Raw genomic sequence first — 17,239 nt, 5'->3', positions numbered from 1 at the left:
AATCATCTGTGTCACGACTCTATACATTTACGCCCGACAAATTGCTCATTGCATGGCAATTTGGCGCAAAATACTATGTACTGACAAACAAATGGCGAGGAAGTTCGCCCTCATTGACGCGTCTGTGACGCCCGCAAAAGTACAAGGCTATGGCACAAGAAATCGAATTAAAGTTTATCGTCGAAAAAGACAGCGTTGACGCACTCCGCCAGCATCTGCATACGCTTTCCGGCGAACACCATGCACCGGTACAACTGCTTAATATCTATTATGAAACGCCAGACAGCTGGCTGCGCCGCCATGATATGGGGCTGCGCATCCGCGGCGCGAGCGGGCGCTACGAGATGACGATGAAAATTGCCGGCCGCGTGGTCGGCGGTTTACATCAGCGCCCGGAATACAATATCGACATCAGCAAGCCGGAACTTGAGCTGGAACGTTTCCCGGCGGAAGTCTGGCCGGATGGCGAGCTGCCTTCCACGCTGGCGGAACAGGTGCAGCCACTGTTCAGCACCGATTTCTGGCGCGAGAAATGGCTGGTGACGGAAGGCAAAAGCCGCATCGAAATCGCCCTCGATCTGGGGGACGTGAAGGCGGGTGAGTTCCAGGAACCGATTTGCGAACTCGAGCTTGAGCTGCTGGAAGGGGACGCAAATGACGTGCTGAAGCTGGCGCGCAGGCTGGTGAACCAGTCCGGACTGCGTCAGGGAAGCCTGAGTAAAGCTGCGCGGGGTTACCATCTGGCCGCCGGAAATGCGCCGCGCGTGCTGAAAGAGACGACCATTTTGCACGTTGCGCCAAAAGCCAGCGTTGAACAGGGGCTGGAAGCCGCGCTGGAGCTGGCGCTTTCTCAGTGGCAATACCATGAAGAGCTGTGGGTGCGAAATGTGAAAAACGCGAAATCCCACGTGCTGGCGGCGATTGCCCTGGTGCGCCATACCCTGACGCTGTTCGGCGGTATTGTTCCTCGCAAAGCGAGCGCTCACTTACGTGACCTGCTGACGCAAACCGAAACGCTGATGCTCTCCGACGTATCGGCGCAAACGGCAATCTACAGCCCGCAAGCCGCGACGGCAAAACTGGCGCTGACCGAGTTTCTGGTGACGCGCGGCTGGCGCGCCTTCCTGGATGCGAAAGCCGAGACCAAAATCGCGGAAAACTTTAAGCGTTTCGCGGATATTCATCTTTCCCGTCATGCCGCCGAGCTGAAGAGCACCTTTGCGTATCCGCTCGGCGATCGGTATGGCGATCAGCTTCCTCGTCTGTCGCGCAACATCGACAACATGCTGCTGCTTTCCGGCGCTTATGACGGCGTTAAAACCCAGGCCTGGCTGGAAAACTGGCAGGGGCTGAAGCATGCCATTGAAACCCGCCAGCATATTGAGATTGAGCATTTCCGTAACGAGGCCATTTCGCAGGAGCCGTTCTGGCTGCACAGCGGAAAACGTTAACTCTGGCAAGGAACCCCTATAATGCCGCTTTCTTCACCGTTACAGCAGCAGTGGCAGACCGTTTGCGAACGTCTGCCTGAGTCATTACCGGCGTCATCGTTAAGCGAGCAGGCGAAGAGCGTGCTCGCCTTCAGTGATTTTGTGCAGGAAAGTATCGCCGCCAACCCGGACTGGCTGGCGGAGCTTGAGAACGCACCGCCGCAGGCGGATGAGTGGCGGCAGTATGCCGGCTGGCTGCAAACCGCGCTCGAAGACGTTGCGGATGAAGCGACGCTGATGCGCGTCCTGCGTCAGTTCCGCCGTCGGGTGATGGTGCGCATTGCCTGGGCTCAGGCGCTGGAGCTGGTGAGCGAAGAGAGCACGCTGCAGCAGTTAAGCGAGCTGGCGCAAACGCTGATTGTCGCCGCGCGCGACTGGCTCTACGCCGCCTGCTGTAAAGAGTGGGGCACGCCGTGCAGCGAGGAAGGGGTTCCTCAGCCGCTGTTGATTCTGGGGATGGGCAAGCTGGGCGGCTGCGAGCTGAACTTCTCCTCCGACATCGACCTGATTTTTGCCTGGCCCGAGAACGGCTCCACGCGCGGCGGCCGTCGCGAGCTCGACAACGCCCAGTTCTTTACCCGCCTCGGCCAGCGTCTGATTAAGGCGCTGGATCAGCCGACGCAGGACGGTTTTGTTTACCGCGTGGATATGCGCCTGCGCCCGTTTGGCGACAGCGGACCGCTGGTGCTGAGCTTTGCCGCGCTGGAGGATTACTACCAGGAGCAGGGGCGCGACTGGGAGCGCTATGCGATGGTTAAAGCGCGGATCATGGGCGACAGCGACGACGCTTACGCCAACGAGCTGCGCGCCATGCTGCGCCCGTTCGTATTCCGTCGCTATATCGACTTCAGCGTGATCCAGTCCCTGCGTAACATGAAAGGGATGATCGCCCGTGAGGTGCGCCGGCGCGGGCTGAAGGACAACATCAAGCTCGGCGCGGGCGGCATCCGCGAAATTGAATTTATCGTCCAGGTCTTCCAGCTTATTCGCGGCGGCCGTGAGCCGTCCCTGCAGTCCCGCTCGCTGCTGCCGACCCTGAGCGCCATCGAGCAGCTGCACCTGCTTCCGGACGGCGATGCGCAAACCCTGCGCGAGGCCTATCTGTTTCTGCGCCGTCTGGAAAACCTGCTGCAAAGCATCAATGACGAACAGACCCAGACCCTGCCGGGCGATGACCTTAACCGGGCGCGCCTGGCCTGGGGCATGCGCGTGGACGACTGGGTCGCGTTAACCGAACGGCTGGATGCCCATATGGCAGGCGTGCGCCGCATCTTCAACGAGCTGATCGGTGATGACGAAAGTGAATCACCGGACGATGCCCTTTCCGAGCACTGGCGCGAGCTGTGGCAGGACGCGCTCCAGGAAGATGACACCACGCCGGTGCTGACGCACTTAACCGACGACGCGCGCCACCGCGTGGTGGCGCTGATCGCTGATTTCCGTCTTGAGCTGAACAAACGCGCCATCGGCCCGCGCGGCCGTCAGGTGCTGGATCACCTGATGCCGCACCTCCTGAGCGAGGTCTGCTCGCGGGCGGACGCGCCGGTGCCGCTGTCGCGCATGATGCCGCTGCTGAGCGGGATCATCACGCGTACCACGTATCTGGAACTTTTAAGCGAGTTTCCGGGGGCGCTGAAACACCTGATTACGCTCTGCGCCGCGTCGCCGATGGTGGCCAACAAGCTGGCGCGTTACCCGCTGCTGCTGGATGAGCTGCTCGATCCGAACACGCTGTATCAGCCAACGGCGACGGATGCCTACCGGGACGAGCTGCGTCAGTATCTGCTGCGCGTGCCGGAAGAGGACGAAGAGCAACAGCTGGAGGCGCTGCGCCAGTTTAAGCAGGCGCAGATGCTGCGCGTGGCGGCGGCGGACATTGCCGGAACGCTGCCGGTGATGAAAGTGAGCGATCACTTAACCTGGCTGGCAGAGGCGATCATCGACGCGGTGGTCCATCAGGCGTGGGTGCAGATGGTGGCCCGCTACGGCCAGCCGAAGCACCTTGCTGACCGTGAGGGGCGAGGGTTTGCCGTGGTGGGTTACGGCAAGCTCGGCGGCTGGGAGCTGGGATACAGCTCCGATCTGGATTTAATCTTCTTGCACGACTGCCCGGTTGACGTAATGACCGACGGCGAGCGTGAAATTGACGGGCGTCAGTTCTACCTGCGCCTGGCGCAGCGCATCATGCACCTGTTCAGCACCCGCACCTCGTCGGGCATTTTGTATGAAGTGGATGCCCGTCTGCGTCCGTCCGGCGCGGCGGGCATGCTGGTGACCTCAACGGAATCCTTCGCCGATTACCAGAAGAATGAAGCCTGGACGTGGGAGCATCAGGCGCTGGTGCGCGCTCGCGTGGTGTATGGCGATCCGCAGCTCAAAACGCAGTTTGACGTCATCCGTAAGGACGTTATGACGACGGTGCGAGAGGGCGCCACATTACAAACAGAAGTGCGGGAAATGCGTGAGAAAATGCGCGCGCATCTCGGCAATAAACACCGCGATCGCTTTGATATTAAAGCCGACGAGGGCGGGATTACCGATATTGAGTTCATTACCCAGTATCTGGTGCTGCTGCACGCCCACGACAAGCCGAAGCTGACGCGCTGGTCCGATAATGTGCGCATTCTGGAGCTGCTGGCGCAAAATGACATCATGGACGAGCAGGAGGCGCAGGCTTTAACCCGCGCCTACACGACGCTTCGCGATGAGCTTCATCACCTGGCGCTGCAGGAGCAGCCGGGGCACGTGGCGCTGGACTGTTTTGCTCATGAACGTGCTCAGGTAACGGCCAGCTGGCAGAAGTGGCTGGTGGAACCGTGCGTAACAAATCAAGTGTGATATTATCGCGCGCAAATTGTGAATCTTTCTGGAGTCAGGAATGAAAGTAACACTGCCAGAGTTTGAACGTGCTGGGGTAATGGTTGTTGGAGATGTGATGCTGGATCGCTACTGGTATGGGCCTACCAGCCGCATCTCTCCGGAAGCACCGGTACCGGTGGTTAAGGTCGACACCATTGAAGAGCGTCCCGGCGGCGCGGCAAACGTGGCGATGAACATTGCCTCTCTGGGCGCGCAGTCGCGTCTGGTGGGCCTGACCGGCATCGACGATGCGGCGCGCGCGCTGAGCAAGTCGCTGGCGGACGTGAACGTGAAGTGCGACTTCGTCTCTGTTCCGACCCACCCGACCATCACCAAGCTGCGCGTGCTGTCGCGCAACCAGCAGCTGATCCGCCTCGACTTTGAAGAAGGATTCGAAGGCGTTGATCCCGAGCCGCTGCACGAGCGTATCAACCAGGCGCTGGGCAATATCGGCGCGCTGGTGCTGTCCGACTACGCCAAAGGCGCGCTGGCGAGCGTGAAGACGATGATTCAGCTGGCGCGTAAAGCCAGCGTGCCGGTGCTGATCGACCCGAAAGGGACCGACTTTGAGCGCTATCGCGGCGCGACGCTGCTGACGCCAAACCTCTCCGAGTTTGAAGCTGTGGCGGGCAAGTGCAAAACCGAGGAAGAGCTGGTTGAGCGCGGCATGAAGATCATTGCTGACTTTGAGCTGTCCGCGCTGCTGGTCACCCGCTCCGAGCAGGGGATGACGCTGCTGCAGCCGGGCAAAGCGCCGCTGCATATGCCAACCCAGGCGCAGGAGGTGTACGACGTGACCGGTGCCGGTGATACGGTGATCGGCGTGCTGGCGGCGACGCTGGCAGCAGGAAACTCGCTGGAAGAGGCGTGCTACTTCGCTAACGCCGCGGCGGGCGTGGTCGTCGGTAAACTCGGTACCTCAACCGTTTCGCCAATCGAGCTGGAAAACGCGGTGCGCGGTCGTGCGGATACCGGTTTTGGCGTCATGACCGAAGACGAGCTCAAGGTGGCCGTCGCCGCCGCGCGCAAGCGTGGTGAAAAAGTGGTGATGACTAACGGCGTGTTCGACATTCTGCACGCGGGTCACGTTTCGTATCTGGCGAACGCGCGCAAGCTGGGCGATCGCCTGATTGTGGCGGTTAACAGCGATGCATCGACGAAACGCCTGAAGGGCGAAACGCGTCCGGTGAACCCGCTCGAGCAGCGCATGATTGTACTCGGCGCGCTGGAAGCCGTGGACTGGGTGGTGTCGTTTGAAGAAGATACCCCGCAGCGCCTGATTGCCGGCATTCTGCCGGACCTGCTGGTCAAGGGCGGGGATTACAAGCCGGAGCAAATCGCGGGTAGCGAAGAGGTCTGGGCGAACGGCGGCGAGGTGATGGTGCTCAACTTTGAGGACGGGTGCTCAACCACCAACATCATCAAGAAGATCCAGAAGGACAGTCAGTAAAAAAACGGGCCAGCTGGTCCGTTTTTTTATGTCGGGTGGCGGCTGCGCCTTACCCGACCTACGCGTATATGTATGCCCGGTAAGCGAAGTGCCACCGGGCGATACAACCAGCACTTACTCCTGGTCGTCCACCGGTGGAATAGCCGGTGCCGGCTTCACTTCTTCCGGCGCATTGCGGTTTTCCAGCTCGGTCAGACGCTGTTCCAGCAGCGCCAGCTTCTCGCGGGTGCGCAGCAGAACCTGGGTCTGCACGTCAAACTCTTCACGGCTGACTAAATCAAGGCGAACCAACTGCGCCTGCAGCGTCTGGCGGATTTTCTTTTCTACGTCATCACCAAATTCACGAATGCCTTTTGGCATAGATTCATGAACCTGACGCGCGATCTGCTCAATTTTTTTCGGGTCAATCATTGGCGTTTCCCTTGATGGAAAAGTGTTAGTGTCCATTGTAGCGCGTCATGCCCGGGGTAAACAAAATTGTTTGATGCTTATGCATTGCCCAGGATAATCAATAGCGTTATAGTTATCTCGCTTATTCTCAGGGCGGGGCGAAATTCCCCACCGGCGGTAAATCAGCGTGACGCTGAAAGCCCGCGAGCGCTTTGGGTGAAAACTCAAAGGTCAGCAGATCCGGTGTAATTCCGGGGCCGACGGTTAGAGTCCGGATGGGAGAGAGTAACGATCAAGTCGGGCATGGGCCCGCTCACGTTATCTTTTTGCCGCTTATACGGCGCTCCTAAGACTGCCCTGATTCTGGTAACCATAATGTTAATGAGGTTTTTTTACCATGAATCAGACGCTACTTTCCTCTTTTGGCACTTCAACTCAACGTGTTGAACATGCACTGGATGCACTGCGCGAAGGCCGCGGTGTGATGGTGCTTGACGATGAAAACCGTGAAAACGAAGGCGACATGATTTTCGCCGCCGAAAACATGACCGTTGAACAGATGGCGCTGACCATCCGTCACGGCAGCGGCATCGTATGCCTGTGTATTAATGAAGATCGTCGTAAGCAGCTCGATCTGCCGATGATGGTCGAAAACAACACCAGCGCCTTTGGTACCGGTTTTACCGTGACCATTGAAGCAGCGCATGGTGTGACCACCGGTGTGTCTGCGGCTGACCGTCTGACCACCGTACGTGCAGCGATTGCTGATGGTGCCAAACCATCCGATCTGCACCGTCCTGGCCACGTCTTCCCACTGCGTGCGCAGGCGGGCGGCGTGTTGACCCGCGGTGGTCACACCGAAGCGACGATCGACCTGGTGACGCTGGCTGGCTTCAAACCTGCTGGCGTGCTGTGCGAACTGACCAACGATGATGGCACCATGGCGCGCGCGCCGGAGTGCATCACTTTTGCCCGCCTGCACAACATGCCGGTGGTCACGATTGAAGATCTGGTTGAGTATCGCCAGGCGCACGAGCGCAAAGCCAGCTGAAATAAAAACGCCGGGAAGTCCCGGCGTTTTTTTACCCGATTCCTGCAGTCTGCAGCAGAACCAGACTTAATCCCATCACCGACATTCCGCACAGCACGCCATAGCTGGGGTTGTTGTTAGGATCGATCTCCTTCGCCAGCGGCATAAGTTCATCCACCGAAAGCGCAACCATGATCCCGGCTACCGCTGCCATGATTGCCGCCATCACTACTGGAGAGACCAGGCTACCAAGAATCAGCCAGGCCAGCACGCCACCGAGGATTTCGGCCATCCCGGAAATACCCGCCCAGAACACCGCGGTGCGTTTCGATCCCGTTGCGGCATACACGGGTCCGGCGACGGCCAGTCCTTCAGGAATATTGTGTAAGGCGACCGCCAGCGCGATGCCAAAGCCCATCTCAAGATTGCTGCTGGCCGTCACGTAGGTAGCGACCCCTTCCGGGAAGTTGTGCAGGCTGATGCCAAGCGTTAACAGCACGGCGGTACGCTTGATATTGCGCGGCATGGGCGTCACGTTTTTCTGCATTAAATCCTGCGGATGCGCGTGTGGTAGCATCCGATCGAGGGCAAAGTATCCCAGCAGGCCAAAGACAAACATGCCGTAGCCCAGCAGCGGAGACATGCCTTCAGTGCCCAACGCGGCAGGCAGCATCTCCATCAGGGAGATGAGCAGCATGATCCCGGCAGCAAAGCCCAGTGAAAAGGCCAGTACTCGGTTAGAGGGCTTTTGGCCGAGCACGCCGAGGATCGCACCGATGAAGGTCGTGGCGCCCGCCAGTATGGTCAGGATCAAGGGGACTGACATGCATTGCTCCTTTTGATAATCATTCTCATTAATATAAATGATCCATTTCTGGCAAAGCGAGGGTGAAAACCCGGCTTTACACATTCCTTACATTCAAATTTCCTGATGATGATCTTCACGCTTATCTGCGTTCATCTTTGCCGGATTGCGCGTAATGTAGCACCATTAAATTGACACCTTCTGTAAGGATATCACCATGACTTCTTCCCGTATGCCAGCCCTGTTTTTAGGCCACGGTAGCCCAATGAACGTTCTGGAAGACAACGTCTATACCCGCGCCTGGCGTCATCTGGGCGAGACGTTGCCGCGTCCGAAAGCGATCGTGGTGGTGTCTGCGCACTGGTTTACCCGTGGGACAGGCGTGACCGCCATGGAAGCGCCAAAAACCATTCATGATTTTGGCGGCTTCCCACAGGCGCTGTACGACACGCATTATCCGGCCCCCGGCTCGCCTGCGCTGGCGCAAAAGCTGGTAGAGTTGCTGGCGCCTGTCCCTGTGACGCTGGATAAAGAAGCCTGGGGCTTTGACCATGGCTCCTGGGGCGTGCTGATTAAAATGTATCCTGACGCGGATATCCCGATGGTGCAGTTGAGCATCGACAGTACTAAACCGGCGGCCTGGCATCTGGAGATGGGGCGTAAGCTGGCAACCCTGCGTGATGAAGGCATCATGCTGGTGGCGAGCGGCAACGTGGTGCATAACCTGCGTACCGCACGCTGGCACGGTGAGAACACGACGTACCCGTGGGCAACCTCTTTTAACGACTACGTCAAAGCGAACCTGACCTGGCAAGGCCCGGCTGAGGAGCACCCGCTGGTGAACTATCTGGATCACGAAGGCGGTTCGCTCTCTAACCCGACGGCGGAACACTTCCTGCCGCTGCTGTACGTTCTTGGCGCGTGGGATGGTCAGGAGCCGGTGACGATCCCGGTCGACGGTATCGAGATGGGGAGTTTGAGTATGCTGTCGGTGCAGGTGGGATAATAAAAGCAAAACGGCAACCTCAGGTTGCCGTTTTTAGTGTTTGCACCCTCTCCCTGTGGGAGAGGGGCGGGGTGAGGGCATCAGGCTGCGGCCTATTCGACAAAAATGTGCGGATAAAAGCGTGACAGATCCTGCGTGATCAGCGCGCGATCTTCGCGAATGCCAATCCCGGCCGGTTGATCGTTGATGAGCCAGCTGCCAATCAGGGTATAGCTGTCGCCAAATTTCGGCAGTTGCCAGAACTCCTGGACGATCATCCCTTCTTCGCCGTATGGCCCTTCAACCGCTTCCAGCGTCTTGCCGTTTTCGATAATCGACACGTTCGCGCCTTCGCGGGAGAAGATCGGCTTAACGACGTACTTCTCCATTTGCGGGTAATCATCTTCTGCAAAGTACGCCGGCAGCAGGTTCGGATGGTTCGGGAACATCTCCCACAGCATCGGCAGCAGGGCTTTGTTGGAGATAATGCTCTTCCAGGCCGGTTCCAGCCAGCGCACGCCAGCATCTTCCAGCTTGGTGGAGAACATCTCGCGCAGCATGTATTCCCACGGGTAGAGCTTGAACAGGTTGCTGATCACCTGGTCCTGCATGTCCGTGAACTGACCTTTTTCACCCAGGCCGATATCCTCGATATAGAGAAACTCGGTCGCCACTTCCGCTTCGGCGGCGCAGTCCTGCAGATACTGAACCGTGCCACGGTCTTCTTCCGTGTCGCGGCAGCAGGCGAGATGGAGCAGGTTAAAGCCATGCTGTTCGCGCAGCTCGGCAAAACGCTCAATCAGCTTTTCCTGCAGACTGTTAAACTGGTCGCTGCCTTCCGGCAGGTTTCCGGCATTGGCCTGGTCTTCCAGCCAGATCCACTGGAAGAACGCCGCTTCATACAGAGAGGTTGGCGTATCGGCGTTGTTTTCCAGCAGCTTAGGCTCGCCTTTGCCGTCCCACGCCAGATCCAGGCGAGAGTAAAGCGAAGGTTGATTCGTTTTCCACGACTGGCGCACAAAGCCCCAGGTGTGCTTCGGAATGCGGAACTTTGCCATCAGCTCGTCGCTGTCGATGACCTTTTCCACGACCTTCAGGCACATCTGGTGCAGCTCGGCCGTCACCTCTTCCAGTTTTTCCACCTGAGCCAGCGTGAGCTTGTAATAGGCGTCTTCACACCAGTACGGCTCGCCGTACATGGTGTGGAAGTTAAAACCGTACTCGGTGGCTTTTTCGCGCCAGTCCGGGCGCTCGGTGATACTGACTCGTTCCATGATTAGCCGCCCATTGAGCGAGTAGAGGAGGTGCCTGTCGCACTGCGCTGCATGCTGGTCTGCTTCGCCACAGATTCACCAAACCCGCCGCGGGTGATGGTGCTGGTCGTCGCAGGCTTCGGCGCCATCGCCGTTTTCGGTACGGTCACGGTGCGGCCAGGGGTCGCTGCGCCGTAGCCTTTGCCGCTGGCATCGGTATATTGACCGTAAGCCGGGCTGGCCGGGTTTTTCGAGCTAAACAGCGGCTGCTGCTGGTAGCCCGCACCGCCACCCATCAGGCGACCCATCATGTAGCCTGCCATCAGCGGCATCCAGAAGCTGCCGCTGGACTGCGCCTGAGCCTGATTTTCAGGTGCGGTGCCGGCCTGAGCCGGTGCCTGCTGGCACTGACCTTCACCAAACTCCGCCACGCAGTCTTCGCGTGAGGCATATTTCGGCGCGGTACGTTCCGCTTCTTTCAGCGCGCTGGTGTAGGCCGTTTTACATTCGGCCGCTTTACCAGTGGCGGCAGAGCAGTCGTCCGCGTTTTGATACAGCGAAACCGTTTCGTCATTTTTCTCACAGCCTGCCAGCATAAAGACAGCCGTGACCGCCAGCGCAACAGGGGTGAGGTGACGCGCGTTCCAGCTCTTACGGAACGAAGCGTGATTTATAGATTTTGTCCGTTTCATCTTTGTCTTCCAGGACCCAGTGGTAATAACGCTCAGGATAGAGGATGAGTGGTTGAAAATGAAGCGAAGAGGGGCGGAATCAGGGGGATCTTTACGTTGGCTTACGTTCGGATGTGATTCAGATGCGCCCTCTCCCTGTGGGAGAGGGCGGGGAGAGGGCATCAGGCCGCAGTGGACCTGATGACACTCTTAGTTACGGAACGGATTATTGCCTTTGCTGGCGGATGTAGTGGTACGCGCAGCGGCCGGCTGTGCCGCAGGGGTGTTGCTGTTAGCGTTGAAGTTATCAACCGCGGCAACCTGCTCCGGATTCTCCGGTGCAACGCTGTCCGGAGAGGTGGAGACCGGTTTGCCCAGCGCGCTGTTCAGCATCTGCAGATCTTGCTCGTTCAGCGTACCCAAAGCCTGTTTGATGTTCAGCTGGTTAATCAGGTACTGGTAACGCGCGCTTGAGAGCTGCTGTTTCGCGTTGTACAGCGTGGTGGTCGCGTCGAGCACGTCCACGATAGTACGTGTACCGACCGAGTAGCCCGCTTCCATCGCATCCAGGGAGCTCTGTGCAGACACAACGGCCTGTTTATAGGCGTTGATGCTGCTGATCGAGGCGTTCACGTTGTTAAAGGAGGAACGTACGGTCTGCACCACGTTGCGGTGGGCGCTTTCCAGCTGCTCGCTCGCGCCAACAAAGTTGTACTGCGCCTGTTTCACCTGAGAGTTGACCTGGCCGCCCTGGTACAGCGGCAGGGAGAAGCTCAGACCTACTTTGTTCTGACCCATATTGCTGTCGTCATACTGGGACGTATTGGTTTTAGAGCCACTGTAGGTCGTATCAGAGACACCGGTAGACGCGCTCAGGCTCAGGGTTGGCAGATGGCCGTCCTGCGCCTGACGAATTTGCTCGCGGGCCAGGTCCTGGCTCAGACGCGCCTGCAGCAAACTCAGGTTGCGGTTTTCCGCCTCTTTCAGCAGGGCGTTAACGGCCTGCGGTTTATCCGTTTTGAAGCTGTCCACGTTCAGCGACGCCAGCTCAGGATAGTAATTCCCGGTGACCTGACGCAGGGATTCCAGCGCGTTGTCGAGGTTGTTACGCGCGGTCACTTCGTTAGCCAGCACGGTATCGTACTGTGAACGGGCGTTCTGCACGTCGGTGATCGCCACCAGGCCCACGTTGAAACGCTGGGTGGTTTGATCTAACTGGCGGTAAATCGCCTGTTTCTGCGCTTCGGTGTAGGAGAGTGCGTCAATCGCGCTCAGCACGTTGAAGTACGCCGTGGCAGTGTTCAGGATCAGCGTCTGCTGGTCGGTCTGATAGGTCACATCCTGAATACCCGCACTCTTTTCCTGCAGGGTCAGGGCGCGCCATTTGGACATATCAAACAGCGTCTGTGTCAATTGCAGTGAGGCGCTGGTAGCATTGGAGTTTACGCCGTTAGCGTCGCGGAAACCGTTGCTGTAGGTATAATCTGCACCTAAACCTAACTGTGGCAGCAAGGGGCTACGCGCTTCGTTAATCTTTTCAAACGCAGCATCACGATCGGCCGCTGATTTACGTAAATCAGGGTTGCCCAGACGTGCCTGCTGGTAGACCTGTAACAGGTTTTCCGCCTGGCTCATTGCACTGAAGCCCGTCAGGCTCAGGCCGATAAGGATGGGGAGCAATTTCTTCATTTGCATTCCTTGTTGTGAAGCAGTATTAGCGCTGATCTAATTAAAAAATAATTGCCGATTCTAACAGAATCTTCCATACCAAAAGGTTGGCGTAACGTGCCATCTGGCGGTAATTTGCACCAATCTACCATATAGCCTTACAAACGGCAGCCAAACAGCCTTGAAATTCACAATTTCATCACCATTGCTACCAGGACTCGACTCATGCAAAAACCAGAAAAGTTGCCCGTGACATTCGCCAAAAACGATGTAGAAATTATTGCACGAGAAACGCTTTATAGCGGTTTTTTTTCAATGGATCTTTACCGTTTCAGGCATCGCCTGTTTAACGGGGAAATGAGCGGCGAAATCAGACGCGAAATTTTTGAGCGCGGGCATGCAGCAGTCTTGCTACCCTTTGACCCAGTGCGTGACGAAGTTGTGCTGGTGGAGCAGATCCGCATCGCCGCTTATGACGTCAGTGAGAGCCCGTGGCTGCTGGAGATGGTGGCCGGGATGATCGAAGAAGGCGAAACGGTTGAAGACGTCGCCCGGCGCGAGGCGCTGGAAGAGGCCGGACTGGTGGTGGGTCGCACCAGGCCGGTGCTGAGCTATCTGGCGAGCCCGGGCGGTACCAGCGAGCGCTTGTCCATTATGGTGGGCGAAGTGGACGCCACGACGGCGGAAGGGATCCACGGTCTGGCAGATGAAAACGAAGATATTCGGGTTCATGTGGTGAGCCGGGAACAGGCTTATCAGTGGGTAGAAGAGGGGAAAATCGACAACGCAGCGTCTGTCATCGCCCTGCAATGGCTACAGCTGCATTATCAGACATTACGAAACGAGTGGAAAAAATGAAGCGCTATACGCCTGACTTCCCAGAAATGATGCGCCTGTGCGAAACCAATTTCGCACAGCTGCGCCGCCTGCTGCCGCGAAACGACGCACCCGGCGAAACGGTAAGCTATCAGGTGAGCAACGCGCAGTATCGGTTAACGATAACAGAATCAACGCGCTACACTACGCTGGTGGAGATTGAGCAAACGGCACCCAGCATTAGCTACTGGAGCCTGCCGTCGATGACGGTGCGCCTCTATCACGACGCGATGGTCGCTGAAGTGTGTTCAAGCCAGCAGATCTTTCGCTTCAAGGCGCGGTATGATTACCCGAATAAAAAGTTGCATCAACGCGACGAAAAGCATCAAATTAACCAGTTTTTAGCCGACTGGCTAAGATATTGTTTAGCACATGGAGCAATGGCGATTCCGGTTTGTTAGCGTCATAAACCTACCTAAGGACACCATTTGGAAAGCCTGTTGAACCTGACTGTTGCTGGTGGGGCGCCAGTCAGGATATTACAAATCACCGATACCCACCTTTTTGCCGAAAAGCATGAGACGCTACTGGGGGTTAACACCTGGGAGAGTTATCAGGCGGTGCTTAGCGCCATTCACGCTGAAAACCGTGCATGCGATCTGATTGTCGCAACGGGCGATCTGGCGCAGGATCAGTCCTCCGCGGCCTACCAGCATTTTGCTGAAGGCATCGCGAGCTTTAGCGTGCCTTGCGTCTGGCTGCCAGGAAACCATGACTTCCAGCCCGCTATGTACAGTTCTCTTCAGGATGCGGGCATTTCGCCGGCGAAATGTGTTTTTGCGGGTGAACAGTGGCAGATCCTGCTGCTGGACAGCCAGGTGTTTGGCGTCCCGCACGGTGAGTTAAGCGAGTTTCAGCTCGACTGGCTTGAGACCAAACTGGCTGCTGAACCTGAACGCCACACGCTGCTGTTGCTGCATCATCATCCTCTGCCGGCGGGCTGCAGCTGGCTCGATCAGCACAGCCTGCGCAACTCCGCAGCGCTGGATCGCGTGCTGGCCAAGTTCCCGCGGGTGAAAAATCTGCTGTGTGGGCATATTCACCAGGAACAGGATCTCGACTGGAACGGACGCCGCATGCTGGCGACGCCATCGACCTGCGTTCAGTTTAAGCCGCACTGCGCCAACTTTACGCTGGATACCATCGCGCCAGGCTGGCGCTGGCTGGAACTGCATGCCGACGGCTCGCTGACCACGGAAGTCTGCCGTTTGACCGGTGCAAAATTCCGCCCGGATACCGCTTCAGAAGGCTATTGATGTCTACGCTCCTTTATCTGCACGGATTCAACAGCTCGCCGCGCTCCGCAAAAGCGACACTGTTTCGCCAGTGGCTGAGCGAGCATCACCCCGACGTTGAGATGATTATCCCTCAGCTGCCGCCTTACCCGGCAGAGGCCGCGGAGATGCTGGAATCGATTGTGCTTGCGCACGGCGGCGAAACCTTCGGTGTGGTCGGTTCCTCGCTGGGCGGGTATTACGCCACCTGGCTCTCACAATGCTTCATGCTACCTGCCGTTGTGGTTAATCCGGCGGTTCGGCCATTTGAGTTGCTGAGGGACTTTCTTGGCGAAAACGAGAACCCCTACACCGGGCAGCAATATGTGCTAGAGTCACGCCATATTTACGATCTCAAAGTTATGCAGGTCGACCCGCTTGAGGCGCCGGATCTCATCTGGCTGCTGCAACAGACGGGTGATGAAGTGCTGGATTACCGCCAGGCAGTGGCGTATTACGCCTCCTGCCGCCAGACTATAGAAGAGGGCGGAAACCATGCTTTCACGGGCTTTGAGAATCATTTCACCCAGATTGTCGATTTTCTTGGACTGCACAGCCACTGACAATCAATGCGAATTGCTAGTTTAAATCATGACGCAAACCTATAACGCTGATGCCATTGAGGTCCTCACCGGGCTTGAGCCGGTTCGCCGCCGCCCGGGGATGTACACCGATACGACGCGCCCAAACCATCTGGGCCAGGAAGTTATTGATAACAGTGTGGACGAAGCGCTGGCGGGCCATGCCAAACGCGTCGACGTTATCCTGCACGCCGATCAGTCGCTGGAAGTCATCGACGACGGGCGCGGCATGCCGGTGGATATCCACCCGGAAGAGGGCGTGCCTGCCGTTGAGCTGATCCTCTGTCGTCTGCACGCGGGCGGTAAGTTCTCCAACAAGAACTACCAGTTCTCCGGTGGTTTGCACGGCGTGGGCATTTCCGTCGTGAACGCCTTGTCCAAACGCGTGGAAGTGAACGTTCGTCGCGACGGTCAGGTCTATAACATCGCGTTTGAAAATGGCGATAAGGTGCAGGATCTGCAGGTTGTCGGCACGTGCGGCAAACGCAATACCGGCACCAGCGTCCACTTCTGGCCTGACGAAAGCTTCTTCGACAGCCCGCGCTTTTCCGTTTCTCGCCTGACGCACCTGCTGAAAGCCAAAGCGGTGCTGTGTCCGGGCGTGGAAATCACCTTTACCGATCATGTTAACAATACCGCACAAACCTGGTGCTACGCCGACGGTCTGAACGACTACCTGTGCGAAGCGGTAAACGGCCTGCCAACGCTGCCGGAAAAACCGTTTGTCGGTAACTTTAGCGGCGATACCGAAGCCGTGGACTGGGCGCTGCTGTGGCTGCCGGAAGGCGGCGAGCTGCTGACGGAAAGCTACGTTAACCTGATCCCGACCATGCTCGGCGGTACGCACGTCAACGGCCTGCGTCAGGGGCTGCTGGACGCGATGCGTGAGTTCTGCGAATACCGCAATATTCTGCCACGCGGCGTGAAGCTGTCGGCGGAAGATATCTGGGATCGCTGCGCCTACGTGCTCTCCGTGAAGATGCAGGATCCGCAGTTTGCCGGCCAGACCAAAGAGCGCCTGTCGTCACGTCAGTGCGCGGCATTCGTCTCCGGCGTGGTGAAAGATGCGTTTACCCTGTGGCTGAACCAGAACGTGCAGGCGGCAGAGATGCTGGCCGAAATGGCGATTTCCAGCGCCCAGCGTCGTCTGCGTGCCGCGAAGAAAGTGGTGCGTAAAAAGCTGACCAGCGGCCCTGCGCTGCCGGGCAAGCTTGCGGACTGTACCGCGCAGGATCTCAACCGTACCGAGCTTTTCCTCGTGGAAGGGGACTCGGCGGGCGGATCGGCCAAGCAGGCGCGCGATCGTGAATATCAGGCGATCATGCCGCTCAAGGGTAAGATCCTGAATACATGGGAGGTCTCTTCTGATGAAGTGCTGGCCTCGCAGGAAGTGCACGATATCTCGGTAGCGATCGGTATCGATCCGGACAGCGACGATCTGAGCCAGCTGCGCTACGGCAAGATCTGTATCCTCGCGGATGCGGACTCCGATGGTCTGCACATCGCCACGCTGCTGTGCGCGCTCTTCGTGAAGCATTTCAAAACGCTGGTGAAAAACGGTCACGTCCACGTGGCGCTGCCGCCGCTGTACCGTATCGACCTTGGCAAAGAGGTTTACTACGCGCTGACGGAAGAAGAGAAAGCGGGCGTGCTGGAACAGCTGAAGCGCAAGAAGGGCAAACCGAACGTGCAGCGATTTAAAGGGCTGGGCGAGATGAACCCGATGCAGCTACGCGAAACGACGCTGGATCCGAACACGCGCCGTCTGGTGCAGCTGACGATCAGCGAAGAAGACGAACAGCAAACCAACGCCATGATGGATATGCTCCTTGCCAAGAAACGTTCGGAAGACCGACGTAACTGGCTGCAGGAGAAAGGCGATATGGCGGATATTGAGGCCTGATGCC

At 57.8% G+C, this 17,239-nt stretch carries 15 protein-coding genes and 1 riboswitch; of the genes, 10 read left to right on the top strand and 5 right to left on the bottom strand.

Annotated features, from left to right (window positions below; all coding sequences use genetic code 11):
* Positions 1 to 149: 149 nt before the first annotated feature.
* Genes SPG90_RS14260 through hldE form a run of 3 tightly spaced genes read left to right on the top strand, consistent with a single transcriptional unit; the run spans position 150 to position 5,799 of the window.
* Complete coding sequence (locus SPG90_RS14260) at positions 150 to 1,451, top strand: inorganic triphosphatase (RefSeq protein WP_322408204.1); 1,302 nt, start codon at positions 150 to 152, stop codon at positions 1,449 to 1,451.
* Positions 1,452 to 1,472: 21 nt separating this feature from the next.
* Positions 1,473 to 4,328: a bifunctional [glutamate--ammonia ligase]-adenylyl-L-tyrosine phosphorylase/[glutamate--ammonia-ligase] adenylyltransferase gene (gene glnE, locus SPG90_RS14255; protein WP_322408203.1), complete on the top strand. Its 2,856-nt coding sequence runs from the start codon at positions 1,473 to 1,475 to the stop codon at positions 4,326 to 4,328.
* A gap of 40 nt (positions 4,329 to 4,368) precedes the next feature.
* Complete coding sequence (gene hldE / locus SPG90_RS14250) at positions 4,369 to 5,799, top strand: bifunctional D-glycero-beta-D-manno-heptose-7-phosphate kinase/D-glycero-beta-D-manno-heptose 1-phosphate adenylyltransferase HldE (RefSeq protein ID WP_126303102.1); 1,431 nt, start codon at positions 4,369 to 4,371, stop codon at positions 5,797 to 5,799.
* A 114-nt stretch (positions 5,800 to 5,913) separates the two neighbouring features.
* On the opposite strand, the gene ubiK is transcribed toward hldE, so the two are convergent.
* Positions 5,914 to 6,210 (bottom strand): ubiquinone biosynthesis accessory factor UbiK, encoded by a 297-nt coding sequence (gene ubiK, locus SPG90_RS14245; RefSeq protein WP_014071796.1) that lies wholly within the window; start codon positions 6,208 to 6,210, stop codon positions 5,914 to 5,916.
* Positions 6,211 to 6,329: 119 nt separating this feature from the next.
* Positions 6,330 to 6,480: riboswitch (FMN riboswitch) on the top strand.
* Positions 6,481 to 6,586: 106 nt separating this feature from the next.
* Here ubiK and ribB point away from each other — a divergent pair.
* Positions 6,587 to 7,240: a 3,4-dihydroxy-2-butanone-4-phosphate synthase gene (gene ribB, locus SPG90_RS14240; protein WP_023309208.1), complete on the top strand. Its 654-nt coding sequence runs from the start codon at positions 6,587 to 6,589 to the stop codon at positions 7,238 to 7,240.
* A 31-nt stretch (positions 7,241 to 7,271) separates the two neighbouring features.
* On the opposite strand, the gene zupT is transcribed toward ribB, so the two are convergent.
* Positions 7,272 to 8,045, bottom strand: coding sequence for a zinc transporter ZupT (zupT, locus tag SPG90_RS14235; RefSeq protein WP_126303101.1), 774 nt, complete (start codon positions 8,043 to 8,045; stop codon positions 7,272 to 7,274).
* 196 nt (positions 8,046 to 8,241) lie between these two features.
* On the opposite strand from zupT, the gene ygiD reads away from it, so the two are divergent.
* Positions 8,242 to 9,030, top strand: coding sequence for a 4,5-DOPA dioxygenase extradiol (gene ygiD / locus SPG90_RS14230; RefSeq protein WP_126303100.1), 789 nt, complete (start codon positions 8,242 to 8,244; stop codon positions 9,028 to 9,030).
* A 92-nt stretch (positions 9,031 to 9,122) separates the two neighbouring features.
* On the opposite strand, the gene SPG90_RS14225 is transcribed toward ygiD, so the two are convergent.
* From SPG90_RS14225 to tolC, 3 genes are all read right to left on the bottom strand, one after another.
* A complete protein-coding gene (locus SPG90_RS14225; RefSeq protein WP_126303098.1) occupies positions 9,123 to 10,283 on the bottom strand; it encodes a glutathionylspermidine synthase family protein in 1,161 nt (386 codons plus the stop codon).
* Positions 10,284 to 10,285: 2 nt separating this feature from the next.
* A complete protein-coding gene (locus tag SPG90_RS14220; protein ID WP_023309204.1) occupies positions 10,286 to 10,954 on the bottom strand; it encodes a DUF1190 family protein in 669 nt (222 codons plus the stop codon).
* A 189-nt stretch (positions 10,955 to 11,143) separates the two neighbouring features.
* The gene (tolC, locus tag SPG90_RS14215) at positions 11,144 to 12,622 is read right to left on the bottom strand and encodes an outer membrane channel protein TolC (protein ID WP_032659905.1); all 1,479 of its coding nucleotides are present in this window, start codon (positions 12,620 to 12,622) and stop codon (positions 11,144 to 11,146) included.
* 204 nt (positions 12,623 to 12,826) lie between these two features.
* Here tolC and nudF point away from each other — a divergent pair, with 204 nt between their 5' ends.
* The 5 genes from nudF to parE are packed head-to-tail and all read left to right on the top strand — an operon-like array spanning position 12,827 to position 17,235.
* A complete protein-coding gene (nudF, locus tag SPG90_RS14210; protein WP_045404031.1) occupies positions 12,827 to 13,459 on the top strand; it encodes an ADP-ribose diphosphatase in 633 nt (210 codons plus the stop codon).
* A complete protein-coding gene (locus SPG90_RS14205; protein ID WP_003862516.1) occupies positions 13,456 to 13,878 on the top strand; it encodes a DUF1249 family protein in 423 nt (140 codons plus the stop codon). The genes nudF and SPG90_RS14205 overlap by 4 nt, the downstream gene beginning before the upstream one ends.
* A gap of 27 nt (positions 13,879 to 13,905) precedes the next feature.
* Positions 13,906 to 14,733 carry a 3',5'-cyclic-AMP phosphodiesterase gene (cpdA, locus tag SPG90_RS14200; RefSeq protein WP_023309202.1) on the top strand — a complete coding sequence of 276 codons (828 nt, stop codon included), beginning with the start codon at positions 13,906 to 13,908 and terminating at the stop codon, positions 14,731 to 14,733.
* A complete protein-coding gene (gene yqiA, locus SPG90_RS14195) occupies positions 14,733 to 15,314 on the top strand; it encodes an esterase YqiA (protein WP_047173609.1) in 582 nt (193 codons plus the stop codon). The genes cpdA and yqiA overlap by 1 nt, the downstream gene beginning before the upstream one ends.
* 28 nt (positions 15,315 to 15,342) lie before the next feature.
* Complete coding sequence (gene parE, locus SPG90_RS14190) at positions 15,343 to 17,235, top strand: DNA topoisomerase IV subunit B (RefSeq protein ID WP_163354168.1); 1,893 nt, start codon at positions 15,343 to 15,345, stop codon at positions 17,233 to 17,235.
* Positions 17,236 to 17,239: the final 4 nt, after the last annotated feature.

Source organism: Enterobacter sp. D2, assembly GCF_034427575.1.
Classification (GTDB): Bacteria; Pseudomonadota; Gammaproteobacteria; order Enterobacterales; family Enterobacteriaceae; genus Enterobacter; species Enterobacter cloacae_M.
Note: the sequence above shows the minus strand (reverse complement) of the source record. Positions and strands in the feature narration are given on the sequence as shown.

Excerpts from the sequence above, each read along its gene's own strand:
- parE (WP_163354168.1), top strand. The coding sequence starts at position 15,343 with ATGACGCAAACCTATAACGCTGATGCCATTGAGGTCCTCACCGGGCTT.
- SPG90_RS14225 (WP_126303098.1), bottom strand. The coding sequence starts at position 10,283 with ATGGAACGAGTCAGTATCACCGAGCGCCCGGACTGGCGCGAAAAAGCC.
- ribB (WP_023309208.1), top strand. The coding sequence starts at position 6,587 with ATGAATCAGACGCTACTTTCCTCTTTTGGCACTTCAACTCAACGTGTT.
- zupT (WP_126303101.1), bottom strand. The coding sequence starts at position 8,045 with ATGTCAGTCCCCTTGATCCTGACCATACTGGCGGGCGCCACGACCTTC.
- ubiK (WP_014071796.1), bottom strand. The coding sequence starts at position 6,210 with ATGATTGACCCGAAAAAAATTGAGCAGATCGCGCGTCAGGTTCATGAA.
- glnE (WP_322408203.1), top strand. The coding sequence starts at position 1,473 with ATGCCGCTTTCTTCACCGTTACAGCAGCAGTGGCAGACCGTTTGCGAA.
- SPG90_RS14260 (WP_322408204.1), top strand. The coding sequence starts at position 150 with ATGGCACAAGAAATCGAATTAAAGTTTATCGTCGAAAAAGACAGCGTT.
- SPG90_RS14220 (WP_023309204.1), bottom strand. The coding sequence starts at position 10,954 with ATGAAACGGACAAAATCTATAAATCACGCTTCGTTCCGTAAGAGCTGG.
- nudF (WP_045404031.1), top strand. The coding sequence starts at position 12,827 with ATGCAAAAACCAGAAAAGTTGCCCGTGACATTCGCCAAAAACGATGTA.
- SPG90_RS14205 (WP_003862516.1), top strand. The coding sequence starts at position 13,456 with ATGAAGCGCTATACGCCTGACTTCCCAGAAATGATGCGCCTGTGCGAA.
- hldE (WP_126303102.1), top strand. The coding sequence starts at position 4,369 with ATGAAAGTAACACTGCCAGAGTTTGAACGTGCTGGGGTAATGGTTGTT.
- yqiA (WP_047173609.1), top strand. The coding sequence starts at position 14,733 with ATGTCTACGCTCCTTTATCTGCACGGATTCAACAGCTCGCCGCGCTCC.
- tolC (WP_032659905.1), bottom strand. The coding sequence starts at position 12,622 with ATGAAGAAATTGCTCCCCATCCTTATCGGCCTGAGCCTGACGGGCTTC.
- ygiD (WP_126303100.1), top strand. The coding sequence starts at position 8,242 with ATGACTTCTTCCCGTATGCCAGCCCTGTTTTTAGGCCACGGTAGCCCA.